Here is a 15,353-nt window from a genome sequence, read left to right as displayed (position 1 = left end):
GTTTTCGTTTTTCCCATTCAAGGAAATCGGTGCTAACCCTTGTCCGTGAGTTCGCCCCAATGTCCAAAAGAGCCGCAAGTCGCCCATGAGGAGATTTCTGACAAGGAGGTGCGCGAACAGGAAATCTTCGAACTGGAAAGCCCCGACCATTCCCTGCTTTCCGGCCCGGATTCCCGCATCCGCGATCTTGCGACGATTTTCCGCGTCGGACTTGATCTCATCCGTGGCTTCCGCGCGCTGCATTTCTCCGGACCGTGCGTCACGATCTTCGGTTCCGCGCGGACGAAACCCGGCAGCCGTTATTACGAAATGGCGCGGAAAATGGGCGAGGCCTGCGCCCGCCTCGGCTTCACCGTGATCAGCGGCGGCGGCCCCGGCATCATGCAGGCGGCGAACCAAGGGGCGTTCGAGGCCGGCGGGCGGTCCATCGGCGTGAACATCGAGCTGCCCTTCGAGCAGTCGTTGAATCCCTACGTGCAAGGTTCCGTCACCATGCGCTACTTCTTCACCCGGAAGGTGGTGCTCATCAAATACTCCTACGCCTTCATCGTGCTCCCCGGCGGGGCGGGCACGCTTGATGAGATGTTCGAGACGATGACGCTCATCCAGACCGGGAAACTGAAGGTTTTCCCCATCGTCCTCATGGGCAAGGATTACTGGCAGCCGCTCATGGACTTCGTCTATCGGATGGCGGAGGAGGGGACCATCAGCCCGGATGATCCCGATCTCATCTTCTTCACCGACGACATCGAGGACGCCACCGCCCACCTCCAGCGCCATGCCGTCCGCCAGTTCGGCCTGCGCAGGAAAAAACAACAGGAACCCATCAAGCTTCTGGGTGAGAAAAAACTCGGCGAAACGTAAGACGCCTTACGAAGAGGTTGCCCTCCGCGCCTCACCTCTCCATCCTCCGCCGCATGAGCTACGCAGAACGTCTCCAGAAGCGGATTGAGAAAACCGGTTCCCGCCTTTGTGTCGGGCTTGACCCGAGGCCGGGCGACGGGGGGGCGGCATTCGCGAAAAATTTCCTCACGCAGGTCATCGAGGAGACCGCGATCTGGGCGGCCGCCTACAAGCCGAACATGGCCTACTTCGAGGCGATGGGCATCGAGGGGATCAAGCTGCTCGAGGATCTGCTCGCCGCCATGCCGTCGGATGTCCCGGTCATTCTGGACGCGAAGCGCAGCGACATCGGCGAAACGCAGAAATACTACGCCCAAGGCTATTTCGCCGGTTGGAACGTGGATGCGGTGACCCTGAACCCGTTCCTGGGCTATGACTCCATCGAGCCGTTCCTCGATTGGGAAGGGAAGGGGATCTACCTGCTCGCCGTCACTTCGAATCCCGGTTCCGCCGATTTCCAGCGGCAGAAGCTCGCGGACGGTCGTTCGGTTTTCGAGCTCGTCACCGCGCTTGGCGATCGTGCGAAGGCGGAAGGCCGTGCCACGGATGTCGGCTATGTCGTCGGCCTGACGAATGCGGCGGATGTTTTGGAAAAGATTCCGGACGCACCGCTTCTCGTCCCCGGTCTTGGCGCGCAGGGCGGGGATCTCGCTTCGCTCGCCGCAGCAGGGCGCTCCGCACCGGATGTCATCAACGTCTCACGGGGCATCCTCTATGCCGCCGACGAGCGTGGTTTCGGCAAGCGCGCGCGCGATTGGGCGGAAAAGATCTCCGCGGCCTACGGAAAATAAACACGAGGTTTTCGATGCAACCCGGCGTCATGTGGGGTAGTATCAGGGGACAGTGCACAGCGAAGAACCGTACTCCATGAAGCCGATGCCCGCCCGGTATTCAGGTCTGCTTCCCCAGAAGGGCTGGCCCGGCCGGAATCTCAGCTTTCTCCGCCACCGCATCGTTCCGGGCATGTTCCGGCGGCGGGATGGAAACGTCCTGGAACCGGTGCTTTCCCCACCGGATTCAGGGAAGGTGAGGGTCACGTGGATCGGACACGCGTCATTCTTCCTCCAGTTCGCCGGACACTCGGTGATCGTGGATCCGAACTGGGCGAAATGGCATGGCCCGGTGAAACGCCAGCGCCATCCGGGACTGGACCTCCACGGGGTGCCGGAGGTGGACCTGGTGCTGGTCACCCACGCCCACTTCGACCACCTGCACAAGCCGAGTCTAAAAATCCTCAAGGCCCGCGAAGGGATCGTCGTGCCACGCGGCAGCGCCACGCTCGTCAGACGGCTCGGATTTCCCGCGACCCACGAGATGAAGATCTGGGACGCGCTGAATTTCACGGAGATGGAAGTCATCCACACGCCGTCGCATCATTGGGGCGCACGCTTCATCCATGACACCCATCGGGACTACGGCGGCTACATCGTCCGTGCGGGCGGGAAGAGCGTCTTCCATTGTGGAGACAGCGCGTATTTCGACGGCTTCACGGAAATCGGCAGACGGTGCGACATCGATATCGCGCTCATGCCCATCGGCGCCTACGGATCCCCCAGCGGCCGAGACGTCCACATGAATCCCGAGGAAGCGGTCCGCGCCTTCGCTGATCTCGGGGCCAAGGCGATGATTCCCATGCACTATGGCACCTTTCCGCTGGGTAACGAGCCGCTTAACGAACCCGTCGAGCGCCTGCTCATGGAAGCGGACCGGCTCGGCATCAGCGACAAGATCATCATTCCCGAAGAAGGTGTTGGCATCGAGTGGTGAAGAAAATTGAGGAACAAATCCGGGAAACGCGTATCCTATCATCATGAACCGCCGCCTCGCCCTCGCATTGCTGTTTCTCATTCCCTCGTTAGCTTCCTGCGAACCCGAAAAAGTCATGTCCGAAACCGACAAACAACCAGCCAAAATGCCCGCAGTCCCCGAGGGTGCGGAAGTCGCCACACTCGGAGCGGGGTGCTTCTGGTGTATCGAGACAGCCTATCGCCAGCTCGACGGCGTCATTTCCTCCACCTCCGGCTACATGGGCGGCAAAACGAAAAATCCCACCTATGAGGAAATCTGCACCGGCGACTCGGGGCATGCCGAGGTGGTTCACGTCGTGTTCGATCCGAAGAAGATCAGCTACGAAAAGGTCCTTGCCTGGTTCTGGGATCTTCACGATCCCACCACGCTCAACCGCCAGGGGAATGACGTTGGAACGCAGTATCGTTCGGCGATCTACTATTACTCCGCCGCGCAGAAGAAGACCGCCGAGGCCTCGAAAACCGCCGCACAGGCGAATTTCAAGGATCCCATCGTCACGGAGATCACCAAGGCCGGCGAGTTCTATCCGGCGGAGAACTACCACCAGAACTATTACAACCAGAACAAGTCGAAAAATCCCTACTGCCGTTTCGTCATCGAGCCCAAGTTGAAGAAACTGAAGCTCGACCACTGAGCGGTATTTGCGGCGGTGGAATGAAGCGGATCGTTCCCTGGGAATTTCGTGGGATTGTTTCAGCTTTCTTGACTTTTTGACTTTTTTCGGGAACTCCTTGGGCCGGTAATGGCAAAACGATCTGTCACAGGAGTGAAGCTCAAGCGTCTGGAGGCCCGCACACGGGCCATCCAGGGGGCCTTCCGGCTCTCGTTCGTGGCCTTCTGTGTGTCGATCGGCTTCGTCGTTGTCGCCACGGCGTTTCCCCAACGCCGGGATCTGGTAAAGCTTGAGGAAAAACTCAAGGAGACCCAGCAACGTGAACGGGCCGCGATTGCCGAGCGCGAGTATCACCAGATCGAATATCGCGCCTTGCGGGAGGATCCCGAATTTTTGGAAATCCACGCCCGCGACCGCCTCGACTATTACCGCCCCGGCGAACGCGTCCTGAAATTCCGCCGCGACTAGGCGACCTGGGGAACTCCGGATCAGGCATGCCGCCGCTCATGGGCAAAAAAAAGACCCCGCCGGTCTTGGCAGGGTCTTTGAAAAGCGCGGTCCGTGTCAGACGATCAATCGTATTTCGGCGTCGAGTGCTGGTGGAAGTAGCCATCACCGGTATACATCTTGCCGCCATAATCAGGCAGCGGGCCGGCATCGGGAGGCAGCGGGATATTGCCGACGACGGAATCTTCAGGCTGGGAATAGGCGATGTTCACCGGAGTGCCCACCTTGACGAGGCGGAAAAATTTCGGGGCGAGATTCTCGTGCATGCGGATGCAGCCGTGGGTGCAGGGCTGGTGCTTCACCCAACCGGTGTGGAAGCCGTAGTTTGGCTTGAATTCGCACCAGTAGGGCATCGGAGTGCCCTTGAATGAGTAGCCGGCCGGCTTTTTGCTGAGCATGGTCTGCACGGTGGTATCGCCCTTGTAGGCGTAGCCGTGGGTGTTCGCGCGATGCTTGTGCTCCTTGTTGAAGATGGTGAAGTTGCCCTTTGGCGTGGGGGTGCTCGGTGTGCCGATCGACACCGGCATGGCGAGCAGGATTTGCGAACCTTCCATGACATAGGTGCGCTGCTTGCTGAGCGACACCTTCACCCGCACGGCGGAGGGGTTGGCGGGCAGTTTGGTTGGGAGGTCATATTGGTGGTAAGCCGCCAGTCCGATGCCTCCGTTTGGAATCCTGGTACAGGAAGTGGAGAACATGGCCGACACGGCGGCGGCCGCGAGGATGAGGGATAGTTTGAGATTCATGGTGTTTTGAATTGCCATGAAGAATCACGAATGCGGGAGAGATTGCAAGCCGGATGGATGAGGATGTGTCCGGTGGTCCATGACCGGCGGGCATCCGCCCCCACTACTGCCGCACCCGTTCCCACGACTCCACCTTGCCGCCTGTGAACCAGACCGAGCCGATGCGGTATGGGACGAAGGCGACGTCCGGGCCGATGCCGTAGCCGTAATGCGAATAAGGGCCGTAGCCATACGGACCGTAACCGTAGGGGCCGTAGCCTGTGAAAAGGTCGGCGGAGTAAACGGGGCGCGAGCCGACGTAGTCCCACCGTTCGGCGGGCCTGCCGTTCCGCGATCCTTCATAGCGCTGCTCCGCATTTCCCCATGCGAGCACGACGGCTTCCGGGGACATGCCGGGTGCGAGTTGTCCCTGCCTTACCAGATCCTGCTGCTTCGGGCTCAGCCTGGCGAACGCCTGGGGATTTTTTTCAATGCGGGTCTGTGGAGTGGACGGCGCGCAGGAGGTGAACGCCCAGCCCGCGAACAACGCGATGAAGATCGGTTTCATGGGACCAAGCTACCCGCAGCCATGCCAGGATGCAATGTTCTGAAACATCATTTTCATTCTCCGCGGAAACGAGCTTGCCAACTGTGAATCCGACGCAGCAATCTTCCCCCGAACGTTGCCCCGATTTAATCCCATGTCAGAACTTCTTGAAGATGATGATCTCACCGCAGCATTGAGAAAATGCCCAGAGTGGGACTACGAAAAAAAATCCATCACCCGCACTGTTGAGTTCGAGGAATTCATGGATGCGATTGATTTTGTCAACGACCTCGCCGAGATCGCCGAGGAAGCCCAGCATCATCCGGACATCACCATCAAGCACACGAAGGTGACGCTCAAGCTCACCACACACGACGCGGGCGGAGTGACGGATCTGGATGTCGAACTCGCCCAGCGGGTGGACAATCTGGTGGACTGATCCGACAGGGAATCCATTTCCACGCAGCACGGTCTCCGCGACCGCGCTGCTTTTTTGTGGCTTGGTCCCTATGTCCTTGCCCGGGGGCGGGATCGCCGGTTTTGTTGGAGGCATGTCCGACACCGCCGCCGCCATTCGATCACGTCCCCGTCAGGTATGCGTTCTGGGAAGCGCGGAACCGGGTTCCCAGGCTTATGAACTGGCCGCCGCCGCAGGAGAGCTTCTCGCAACGCTCGGTATCACGGTGGTCAGCGGTTGCGGCAGTCCGGCCACACGGGTGGCCGCGGAGCGTGCGCTCGGGGCAGGGGGGACGGTGGTCAGCATCGTTCCTTCGGATGACATCGGTTTGGAAGACTGGCCGTGCAGCGTGCTGATTCCCTGCGGCATGGGAGATGCGAGAAATCTTCTGATGGCGCTGGCGGGCGACGCCTGCCTGGTGATCGGCGGTCGCGCGGGGACGATCTCGGAGGTCTGCCTTGCGTGGCTCCATCATCGCCCGCTGCTGCCACTCACGGGTTGCGGCGGATGGTCGGACCAACTTGAGAGGAATCCTCCCGACGAACGAGGGAATTCGCCGATCCTTCCTTGGGGATCGGTGGAGGAACTGCGGACACGGTTGCTCGAACTGGGCTTTGTGGAAGTCTGAGGACGGGATCTGTGATCCACCGGTCCTTATCTGGGAAGCATCAGTTCGTCTTCCTTGAGACCCGTCAGGTTCTCCAGCCCTTTCAGGAGACGGCGGAGGGTGAAGAAGAGGAATATCAGGATGGGCACGCCGATGACGGCGAATCCCCAGCCTGTGATGCTGCCCATGATGGTGTTGTATTTTTCGAGGGCGTCCACCGCGTTCGCATCGAAGCCCCGGAAAAACCATTGTGCGAGGCCGAGGTTCATCAGGGAGCTGAGGAAAAACGAGGTGGCGAAGAGTTTCGTCGCACCCAGCAGGAGCCGGTCATACGCCGGCTGTGCGGAAATCTCCGCGACGCGGTTTTCAATCTTCGGGATGTCGAAGATGGTGTCATTGTAGAGAAACACCCGGATCAGCGGTGAGGCGGTGCGGTGGGAGGTGAGGATGGCGATGCCGAGCACCAGCGGGATGAGCGCCTCCTTGATGCCGAAAAGCAGGCCGGCGTTCGGCTTCACCGTTCCGTCCTTGTTCCAGAGGTAGATGGTCAGGCCCCCGGAAAGAAGCACCGAGATCAAGCCCAGAGCGGAGAACAAGTTGAACTTCCTGGTCTTGATGAATGCCCATATGCCGTATCCCAGCGGCAGCGCGAGCGCGACGGCCATCGCATAGACCGGCCCGATGTGCCACGGACGCGCGACCTTTCCGAGCTTCTCCTGCAGCGCGGGATCCTTGCTCAGGTAGCTGAGAACCAACACCGGGATGACGACGTTGATCAGGATGTTCGCGAGCGGATGTTCTTGCGGTGCTTTTTTGTCGGACATGTTGCTGCCAAGGAGACAAGCAGTCCCGCGTTGCCGTGGAAATGAGAAAAACCGCTGCGAATCCGATTTGAAAGTTTCTCTTGATAACCCGATGGAAACTCCTTCGTTCCCTATGGTTAATTCCATGAAAAAATCCGCCATCCTTCTTTCCGCCGCCTTCCAAGCCGCCTCTTCTCTTTGGGCCGCGCTGCCCGCGCGGGAGGATGTCTTCTCCATTGGCATTTACTCGCCTCCTGAGCACAACCTCGTTTCGCGTGATTTCATTTTTACGGGCCTTCCCGACTATCGGGAAATCGACCGGGCCGCGATGGTAGATTACCCATCCCACAAAACCGCCGCTACCCAGCATGGGGTGATCGTGCTCAAGGACAAGTCGGTGCTGTTCTTCGAAACCCGTTCGCCGGATTACCTGCTGGTCGTGGATTCCGCGAATCGGTCGACGTATTATCGGTTGGCGAAACCGGTCCGCGCGAAGTTGGAGTGCCCGCGGCCGGAGAAGAATCTTGCCGACATGGAGTTTCCCAAGCCGGATGAAATTTTCTGCGTGGCCTTGTTTCCGTGGAATCAAGGCAAGCAGTTCCGCCCGGAAACCCTGGTCCAGACGCTTCCCAAGTTCCGCCTGCTGACAAAAAATGATGTGCCCGACCTAGCCAGTTCGTCACAGATGGGGAATACCGGCCGCATTATTTATACTCCCGCGGAGTGGATGACTCCGGCCGGCCGCGCGGCGGATGTGCTCAATGGAGTGATCGTCATGAAGAACCGGGCGGTTTTGAAGTGGATCACCTGGTCGCCGACGGCCCTCGCTTTCCAGAACCACCGCCAAGGGAGTTACTACGTGATCAGCCGCTGATGAAAAAAGCGGCCTCCGTGAGGAAGCCGCCTTTTCGTGAATCAATAGAATGAATGAGATCAGACGGTTCCGAAGATCGTCTTGCCGGTGGACTTGAGGTCGTCACAGGCTTCCTTCATGCGGGCGCAGAGGCCTTGCTCGCCTTTTTTCAGGTAGGAGCGCGGGTCGTAGTTCTTCTTGTCGCCGACTTCGCCGTCGATCTTGAGCACGCCTTCGATGTTCGCACAGATGTGGGTGACGATCGGGCGGGTGAACGCGTATTGGGTGTCGGTGTCGATGTTCATCTTCACAACGCCGTAGTCGAGGGTCTCCTGGAGGTCCTCGCTGGATGTGCCGGAGCCGCCGTGGAAGACGAGGTCCATTTCGGCTTCAGGGCCGTATTTGTCGGTGACCGCCTTTTGTCCGTCGCGGAGGATGGATGGCTTGAGTTTCACCGCGCCTGGCTTGTAAGAACCGTGAACGTTGCCGAAGGTGGCGGCGAAGAGGAAGCGGCCGATGGGCTTGAGGGCTTCGTAAACCTCCACCATGTCCGCAGGCGTGGTGTAGAGTTTCTCGATAGGAAGGCCGGAGGTGTCGTGGCCGTCTTCCTCACCGCCGACGCAGCCGGCTTCGACTTCCAGGATGATGCCGAGTTCGGCGCACTCCTTGAGGAGGGCTTTGGAGATTTCGAGGTTTTCCTTCAGGTCGACGACGGAGCCGTCGAACATGTGGGATTGGAAAAGAGGGCCCTTGCCTTCGGCGATGCGCTTGCGGGAGGCTTCGAGGAGCGGCTTGAGGAAGCCTTCCACCTTGTTCGGGTGGCAGTGGTCGGTGTGGAGGGCGATGAGCACGTTGTGCTTCTCGGCGAGAAGGTGGCAGGCTTCGGCCAGCACGATGGCGCCGAACGCGGCGTCCTTGACGCCGGTGCCGGAGGCGAACTCGCCGCCACCGGTGGAAACCTGGATGATCCCGTCGGATTTCGCTTCGGAAAACGCCTTGAGCGCGCCGTTGATGGTGGGCAGCGATGTGACGTTGATGGCAGGGTAGGCGTAGCCACCTTTTTGGGCGGCGTCCAGCATGGCGGCGTATTGCTCAGGAGTTGCGATTGGCATGGGGCGGATTCCATAACGAACCCGTACCGGAAGGACAAGCGGGAATACTGGGAAATCCTCGCAACGGGCGGCTTGTGGCTTGCCAACCGATCCTCATCCGGGTTGTTTCTTGACCAGCCCGATGACTCCGTCCGAAACAATCGTCTGTAAGCCCACGCCCTGGTTTCTCCTCCGCGCGGTGGTGATGTTGCTCATGTTCGGGGTTTTTTCCGTGCTGTTCTATAAGGACGGTCTGACCGGTTACCGGAAAAAGAACGAGGTGTTTTATCTCAACAAGACCTTCGAACGCGCCGCCAAGGAGGATTTCTCCAAAATGAACGCCGGCGGCACGCTCACCGCCGCGGAGTGGAAGGCGTATGCGGAGAAGCAGTCCGTCCTGTTTCCGGAAGATCCCTACGTGCTGCCCGCGGATATTAAGCTGCCGATGCCGTGGCCCGCCGTGCTGCACGACTATGAGCGAATGAAGCCGTTGCAATGGAACATCTTGTGGCGCGAGTATTCCAAGGAGCACGGTCTTGCCGCCTCACCGCCGGAAGAGGCTTACACCGCACAGAAAATCCGCGAGCAATGGATCGTCTTCTACATCTGTTCAGCGCTCTCGCTGGTCGCCGCGTTCATCCTTCTCCGCACCCTCCGCCGCACGATTTCCGTGGATGGCGAGGCCGTCACCACCCAGCAGGGCAGGCGCGTGCCGTTCGGGGATTTGAAAAAACTCGACCTTCGCAAGTGGGAGACCAAGGGGCTCGCCTTCATCGATTACGACGGCGCTTCCGGGAAAGGGAGGATCCGCATCGACGGCCTCACCTACGGTGGATTCAAAAAAGAGCAGGACGAGCCGGCCGAACGCCTGATGCAGCGGATCCGGGCACATTTTTCCGGGGAAATCATTGAATACGCCCGCGTCACGGAAAATACCCCGGCTGACGGGGAGACGAAGCCCGGCTGACCGAAATTTCCGCCGCCCGCGCTTTTCCGCCTTCCGATTCGTTTTCGAGGTTGCCAAGTGCCGTCAGCAAGCGATAACCAAGCCCAACGCCAACCCCAACCCTCAACTATAGCAACTCATGTCAGAAAAAAGTATCGAAGCCCGTGTAAAGGACATCATCGTGGACCAACTTGGCGTCAACGCTGATCAAGTCACCCTCGAAGCAAAATTCGTCGAAGATCTCGGCGCCGATTCACTCGACACCGTCGAGCTCGTGATGGCATTCGAAGAGGAGTTCGACATCGAAGTGCCGGACGAAGAAGCTGAGAAGCTCCAGGCTGTCGGTGACGTCGTCACCTACATCACCAGCCAGCAAGCCTGATAGCGGTAGGCGGACGCTTTGTGAAAGGGCGGGCTCCTAGAAAGGTGTCCGCCCTTTTCTTTGCAATTCGCCACAGCCGGGTGACAATTCACCGCACATGCACACACCGGACGACATTCAATACGCGCTGGAAACCACCAAGGTTCTTCACGAGCCGGACCGCCGCATTGATACCTTCGGAGAGACGCGTTTCGAGTTCCAGCTCATCAGCGAGCTCATGGACCGTGCCGGCGAGGTCCGCATCCGCACCGGGGAGGTGGAGGCCATGCGCCCGCGCATCCTCCGGCCCGCGGCCTATAACGAGGTGAAGCTGGAAGGCTTCGACCCGTCCGCCCGGGCGCGGTTCGACAAACTGGTGGAAAAACTCCGGGCCGAGGGCAAGGACCTCGCGTTCCTCCAATATGGTTTCCAGTTCAAGCGTGGGCATGTTCACGAGGAAATCATCCACGACACCCTGGACTCCGTGCGCGAGCGCGTGCTGGAGGACATCCGCAAGACGGGAAATCCCGCCCGCGCCGTCATCGAGGGTGTGGACGACGCGTGGGAAATCTCCATTCTCAAATTCTCCTTCGAAATGATCCTCCGCTCCCATGAGATCAATGCCTTTGATTTCAAGCGCCGCGGACTTATCTGATCTCCCATGAGCCTTTGGACGGTTTTCAAGCTATTCGCCGCGTTGGGTGTCATGGTCGTCATGGCCTTCACGGGAGCCCTGGCCTATCACATCCTCGTCGCGCCGCTTGACGGGCTGTTTGCGAAAATCATCCCGAACCCGGCCGAAGTCATCGGCACGCAGCCGGACGCCGACTTCGCGAAGATGCTTGATTCCACCGAGCTTCCGGACATCGATCCCGGTGAGAAGGCCTTCCAGAAAGCCCATGAGCTGCTCGCTCTCGGCGAGCTCGCCGAAGCCCGCGAAAAGCTCACCGCCATTGTCAACGTTTACCCGACCTCCTCTGCCGCGCCCACCGCCCGGCGCATCGTCGGAGAGATGAACCTTGATGAAATCCTCTCGACCAAGCGGATGGAGGGAAAAAAATCCCACATCGTCAAGAGGGGGAACTCCTTCCTGGGCATCGCCAGCCAATACAAGACCACGCTCGACATGATCATGTTCCTGAATGGCATGATGGAGCTGAAAAACATCCAGCCCGGCGAGGAGCTCATTGTCATGCCGCTCGAGTTCCGCCTGCTCATCGAGCCGCAGCGCAAATCGATCTCCGTTTGGGATGATGGAAAGTTCGTCCGCGAGTATCCCATTCTCCACATGGCCGCTACCCCGCCGGCGAAGGGGAAGACCACCATCGCTTCAAAAGCCGCCGAACTCGACGGCCATCGCGTGCAGCCGCAGTCGAAGGACTACCGGGCTGCCGAAAAGGTCATCCAACTCGCGAAGCCCACCCTCCAGATCCGTGGTGCCAGCGGCGCCGGTGAGGACGCCCCCCGGGGCATCGTCATCCGCTCGCAGGACATGGAGGAGATCAGCCTGCTGACCCGGGTGGGCAACGAGGTGGAGATCCGCTGATGACGAGGCGGTTGGACTTCCCGCGCTTTTCTCCGATCCCACAGTTGAGCTGAGCCGGCGCGGCCGGCTTTCCGCATTACTCCATTTTATCTCTTGCCCCGGGCGGCTGGCCGGGTGGAATAGAGGCGCAATGGCATACCTTGACGAAAACTTTCTGCTCTACTCTCCGACGGCCCGCCGGCTCTTCCATGAAGTTGCGAAGGATCAGCCGATCATCGACTACCACTGTCACCTTTCCCCCCGGGAAATCGCCACCAACCACCGCTGGGCGAACATCTCCGACATCTGGCTCGGTGGAGACCACTACAAGTGGCGTCTCATGCGTGCGAACGGTGTGGACGAGGATCTGATCACGGGTGACTCAACTCCGCGCGAGAAATTCCAGGCGTGGGCTGAGACCGTGCCCTACACGCTGCGCAATCCCATCCACCACTGGACGCACATCGAACTGCAACGCTACTTCGGCATCGACAAGCTGCTGACACCAGCCACCGCGGACGAGATCTGGGACCGCACGAACGCCACCCTCGCGGAGGCGGATTTCTCCACCCACGGGCTGTTGAACAAATTTGATGTGCGGGTGGTGGGAACCACGGATGACCCGGCGGATTCACTTGATGACCACCTGGCCATCGCCGCCTCGGACTTGAAGACACTGGTCGTCCCCACCTTCCGCCCGGACAAGGCGATGCTGGTGGATCGCCCGGACCTGCTCAATCCATGGCTGGCGAAACTCGAGGCCACGGCGAACACCTCCATCGTCCATTTGTCCGACCTCTTGTCCGCGCTACAGAAGCGGCATGACGATTTCCATGAGGCGGGCGCGCGCCTGTCGGACCACGGGATGGATTGCCTGCCTGCCCAGCGTTGCACGGACGAGGAGGCGGCGATGATCTTCGAGCGCGCCCGTTCGGGCAAGGCGGCGTCCGCGGACGAAAAGGAGAAGTTTTCATTCTATCTCATGGTCTTCTTCGGCCAACTGGATGCGGCGAAGGGCTGGACCAAGCAGCTTCATCTTGGAGCGTTCCGGAACATCAATTCGCGCATGGCCGGAAAACTCGGGCCGGACACGGGCTATGACACCATCGGCGACACCCGTCAGGGCGAAGGGCTGGTCTCGTATCTCGACGCGCTGGCCAGCAGCGACTCGCTGCCGAAGATCGTGCTCTACAACCTGAATCCCCGGGACAACTACCTTTTTGCCTGCCTCACCGGAGTCTTCCAGGACGGGACTGTCGCGGGGAAAATCCAGTTCGGTTCCGGCTGGTGGTTCCTCGATCAGAAAAACGGGATGGAACTCCAGCTCGACGCACTTTCCGCGACCGGACTGCTCTCGCGCTTTGTGGGCATGCTGACCGATTCGAGGTCGTTCCTGTCCTTCCCCCGCCACGAATATTTCCGCCGGATCCTTTGCAACCTCATCGGCGGAGAGGCCGACCGGGGAGAACTGCCGGATGACTTCGAGGCGCTTTCGAAACTTGTAGGCGATATCTGTTTCGGAAATGCCAAGAGGCATTTCGGGTTTGATGTCTGATGCATGAAACGAATCCGGGCTGTCATGGCCGGGATCAGGAGGAGCGGCGACAACGTCGCTCCTCCGGCGGAAGAGATGTATACGAAACGGATTCCACTTATTGCGGCGACTCTGGCGGCAGCCGCGTGGTGGTGATGTTGACCTTCAGCGAGCTGCCCACACCGGAAAGCCCGCTGAAGCCGCCGGTCACCGGCATCACCCCGCGCGGGTGATGGCTGACCCCCACGGCGATGTGTCCCGGACCGACGCGCTTGCCAATGGATGGATCGTAGCCGGTCCACCCGTGGTCCGGGAGATAGACTTCCGCCCAGGCGTGGGTCGAGCCGCGGCCGACCTTCGAGTTCGCGCTTTCCAGATAGCCGCTCACGAATCTGGCGGGATAACCGAGCGAGCGGCTGGTCTCGATCATCAGCACGGCCATGTCGCGGCACGAACCGGAAGCGAGGCGCAGCGTTTCAGAAGGGGATTGCACGCCCGTTTCCTCGCGTCTGTTGTAGCGGATGACGCGGTGGATCAGAATGGCAAGATCGTCGAAAATCGCGCTGTTAGTCCCGGGCGAGGGCGCGAGGCCGGTTGAGGAAAACCATTGGCGGAGTTGCCCGGCCTCCGGCGGGTAGATGTATTGGAGATACGGCGTGGCGGCGAGTTGTTCGATGCCGGACACCAGGGAGGGATGGGGAACATAGATCGGCGGAGCCTTTTCAACCGCTGCCGGCGGGACGCTGATGGTGAACTCGCTGTGAATCCGCAATTCGTCCGCCGTTTCCTCGAAGGTCGCGACGGCGATGGAGTTGTCCAGAAGGTCCCTGTGCCAGCGGATCTGGGATGGCGGATTTGTCGTCAGACTCATTGAGTGGAGCCGGATATCGTGTCCCTCGCGCGGTCGTAGCACCAGCCGATGGGTCAGGAAACGGACCGGCTGGGTGTAAGTGTAGCTGGTTTCGTGGATCAGTTGGATCCGCTCCCACGTTTCCGGCGGGGCATTGAAAATTTTCATGGGAAGGTTTTGCTACAGGAGGGCGATCGCCTCACCCGCATTTGCCAGGCTGTCCCGCGTGACAGGGGTGAAAGCCGGATCCAGGCACTCGCACTTCACCACGCTGAGCGTCAGTTCCGGATTGCCGAAGATGGTGCAGACCGCGGTATCCGCCGCATCCCGGCCGGTGGTGATGCGGACGAGTCCGTTGAGGGGAGCCAGGCGGGTGGCATCGAAGATATACCACCATCCGTCGATGAAGACCTCGAAGCAGGCGTGGAAATCCGGCGGCTGCAACTGATAGGCGTAACAGGTGGCGTAGCGGGCCGGGACATTCAGCGCGCGGCAGAAAGCGATGGCGAGGTGGGCGAAATCCCTGCACACGCCTTGCCGCTGGTCCAACGTGTCGATGGAGGATGAGGTTTCCCCGGAGCTCCCGCTCACATAAGCGATGTTCTCATGGATCCAGTCGCTGACAGCGGAGGCGATGGCATAAGGGCTGCCCAGATGGCCGAAAAGTTCCTGGGCTTTTTCCCTGATTCGATCCGACTGGCAGTAACGGCTTGGAAATAAAAAGGGGATCGCATCCGGTGCGAGATCTCCAGGGCTGTCCACATGGAGCGAATCCACCGGGACGATACGCACCGAATTGCTGACGTCCGCTTGGTATGAGACTTTCAAGTTTCCCGGATTCAGGGTTTTCAAGCGGGAGAACCGGTTCATGCCACCCGTCAGGGTGAATTCTTCGATTTCAACAAACGGATCAACTGACAATGCCTCTTTGGCGATATGTTGGCCACCGGTTTCGATGCATTTGACAGCGAAGAGGAAGGTGGCCGGACCGTGGAGCAGGTAGTCGAGTTCGCAGGTGACGTGGAAATTCATGGGAGTCGGGTTGTGGGGAGAATGAGAAACCGGGTGGTGGAACCTGACGGTAGACCTCATGTACAACCGCGGATGAGGAAAAGTCCCAGCAGGACCGGCACCGGAACACCGATCAACCAAAGCAGGATCCATCCCACTTTTCCGGATTGATGTTTGAAATGACGGGCAACCGACGATTTGTGATTGGAGT

The 15,353-nt window shown here is 59.8% G+C and carries 19 protein-coding genes; 13 read left to right on the top strand and 6 right to left on the bottom strand.

Going from position 1 to position 15,353, the window contains the following annotated elements:
- Positions 1-45: 45 nt before the first annotated feature.
- The 5 genes from JIN84_RS22835 (at position 46) to JIN84_RS22815 (ending at position 3,793) form a co-directional block, all read left to right on the top strand.
- Positions 46-864 carry an LOG family protein gene (locus JIN84_RS22835; protein WP_200353418.1) on the top strand — a complete coding sequence of 273 codons (819 nt, stop codon included), beginning with the start codon at positions 46-48 and terminating at the stop codon, positions 862-864.
- Between the two features lie 53 nt (positions 865-917).
- Positions 918-1,694, top strand: a complete 777-nt coding sequence (pyrF, locus tag JIN84_RS22830; RefSeq protein WP_200353417.1) for an orotidine-5'-phosphate decarboxylase — start codon at positions 918-920, stop codon at positions 1,692-1,694.
- A 76-nt stretch (positions 1,695-1,770) separates the two neighbouring features.
- A complete protein-coding gene (locus JIN84_RS22825; RefSeq protein WP_200353416.1) occupies positions 1,771-2,670 on the top strand; it encodes an MBL fold metallo-hydrolase in 900 nt (299 codons plus the stop codon).
- 43 nt (positions 2,671-2,713) lie between these two features.
- The gene (gene msrA / locus JIN84_RS22820; RefSeq protein ID WP_200353415.1) at positions 2,714-3,346 is read left to right on the top strand and encodes a peptide-methionine (S)-S-oxide reductase MsrA; all 633 of its coding nucleotides are present in this window, start codon (positions 2,714-2,716) and stop codon (positions 3,344-3,346) included.
- A gap of 108 nt (positions 3,347-3,454) precedes the next feature.
- A complete protein-coding gene (locus tag JIN84_RS22815; protein WP_200353414.1) occupies positions 3,455-3,793 on the top strand; it encodes an FtsB family cell division protein in 339 nt (112 codons plus the stop codon).
- A gap of 104 nt (positions 3,794-3,897) precedes the next feature.
- Here JIN84_RS22815 and JIN84_RS22810 read toward each other — a convergent pair whose 3' ends face one another.
- Positions 3,898-4,578: a L,D-transpeptidase gene (locus JIN84_RS22810; RefSeq protein WP_200353413.1), complete on the bottom strand. Its 681-nt coding sequence runs from the start codon at positions 4,576-4,578 to the stop codon at positions 3,898-3,900.
- Positions 4,579-4,681: 103 nt separating this feature from the next.
- On the bottom strand, positions 4,682-5,125 hold the full coding sequence (locus tag JIN84_RS22805) for a hypothetical protein (protein ID WP_200353412.1): 444 nt from the start codon (positions 5,123-5,125) through the stop codon (positions 4,682-4,684).
- Positions 5,126-5,258: 133 nt separating this feature from the next.
- Here JIN84_RS22805 and JIN84_RS22800 point away from each other — a divergent pair, with 133 nt between their 5' ends.
- Positions 5,259-5,543 (top strand): 4a-hydroxytetrahydrobiopterin dehydratase, encoded by a 285-nt coding sequence (locus tag JIN84_RS22800; RefSeq protein ID WP_200353411.1) that lies wholly within the window; start codon positions 5,259-5,261, stop codon positions 5,541-5,543.
- Positions 5,544-5,655: 112 nt separating this feature from the next.
- Entirely contained in the window at positions 5,656-6,189 is a 534-nt protein-coding gene (locus tag JIN84_RS22795; RefSeq protein WP_200353410.1) for an SLOG cluster 4 domain-containing protein, read from the top strand.
- Between the two features lie 26 nt (positions 6,190-6,215).
- On the opposite strand, the gene JIN84_RS22790 is transcribed toward JIN84_RS22795, so the two are convergent.
- Positions 6,216-6,992, bottom strand: coding sequence for a VC0807 family protein (locus JIN84_RS22790; protein ID WP_200353409.1), 777 nt, complete (start codon positions 6,990-6,992; stop codon positions 6,216-6,218).
- A gap of 124 nt (positions 6,993-7,116) precedes the next feature.
- On the opposite strand from JIN84_RS22790, the gene JIN84_RS22785 reads away from it, so the two are divergent.
- Complete coding sequence (locus JIN84_RS22785; RefSeq protein WP_200353408.1) at positions 7,117-7,845, top strand: hypothetical protein; 729 nt, start codon at positions 7,117-7,119, stop codon at positions 7,843-7,845.
- Between the two features lie 59 nt (positions 7,846-7,904).
- Here JIN84_RS22785 and fbaA read toward each other — a convergent pair whose 3' ends face one another.
- The gene (gene fbaA / locus JIN84_RS22780; protein ID WP_200353407.1) at positions 7,905-8,936 is read right to left on the bottom strand and encodes a class II fructose-bisphosphate aldolase; all 1,032 of its coding nucleotides are present in this window, start codon (positions 8,934-8,936) and stop codon (positions 7,905-7,907) included.
- Positions 8,937-9,147: 211 nt separating this feature from the next.
- Between fbaA and JIN84_RS22775 the strand changes: the two genes are divergently transcribed.
- From JIN84_RS22775 to uxaC, 5 genes are all read left to right on the top strand, one after another.
- Positions 9,148-9,882 (top strand): hypothetical protein, encoded by a 735-nt coding sequence (locus JIN84_RS22775; protein WP_200353406.1) that lies wholly within the window; start codon positions 9,148-9,150, stop codon positions 9,880-9,882.
- A 118-nt stretch (positions 9,883-10,000) separates the two neighbouring features.
- A complete protein-coding gene (acpP, locus tag JIN84_RS22770; protein WP_200353405.1) occupies positions 10,001-10,243 on the top strand; it encodes an acyl carrier protein in 243 nt (80 codons plus the stop codon).
- 97 nt (positions 10,244-10,340) lie between these two features.
- On the top strand, positions 10,341-10,877 hold the full coding sequence (locus JIN84_RS22765; RefSeq protein ID WP_200353404.1) for a hypothetical protein: 537 nt from the start codon (positions 10,341-10,343) through the stop codon (positions 10,875-10,877).
- Positions 10,878-10,883: 6 nt separating this feature from the next.
- Positions 10,884-11,768, top strand: coding sequence for a LysM peptidoglycan-binding domain-containing protein (locus JIN84_RS22760; protein ID WP_200353403.1), 885 nt, complete (start codon positions 10,884-10,886; stop codon positions 11,766-11,768).
- Positions 11,769-11,898: 130 nt separating this feature from the next.
- Positions 11,899-13,302, top strand: a complete 1,404-nt coding sequence (gene uxaC / locus JIN84_RS22755; RefSeq protein ID WP_200353402.1) for a glucuronate isomerase — start codon at positions 11,899-11,901, stop codon at positions 13,300-13,302.
- A gap of 97 nt (positions 13,303-13,399) precedes the next feature.
- On the opposite strand, the gene JIN84_RS22750 is transcribed toward uxaC, so the two are convergent.
- Both JIN84_RS22750 and JIN84_RS22745 read right to left on the bottom strand, forming a co-directional pair.
- The gene (locus tag JIN84_RS22750; protein ID WP_200353401.1) at positions 13,400-14,299 is read right to left on the bottom strand and encodes a transglutaminase family protein; all 900 of its coding nucleotides are present in this window, start codon (positions 14,297-14,299) and stop codon (positions 13,400-13,402) included.
- 12 nt (positions 14,300-14,311) lie between these two features.
- Positions 14,312-15,163: a transglutaminase-like domain-containing protein gene (locus JIN84_RS22745; RefSeq protein ID WP_200353400.1), complete on the bottom strand. Its 852-nt coding sequence runs from the start codon at positions 15,161-15,163 to the stop codon at positions 14,312-14,314.
- Positions 15,164-15,353: the final 190 nt, after the last annotated feature.

This window comes from Luteolibacter yonseiensis (genome assembly GCF_016595465.1).
GTDB classification, from domain to species: Bacteria; Verrucomicrobiota; Verrucomicrobiia; order Verrucomicrobiales; family Akkermansiaceae; genus Luteolibacter; species Luteolibacter yonseiensis.
The sequence above is the reverse complement of the archived record's forward strand: the minus strand, read 5'-3'. Positions and strand labels throughout refer to the sequence as shown.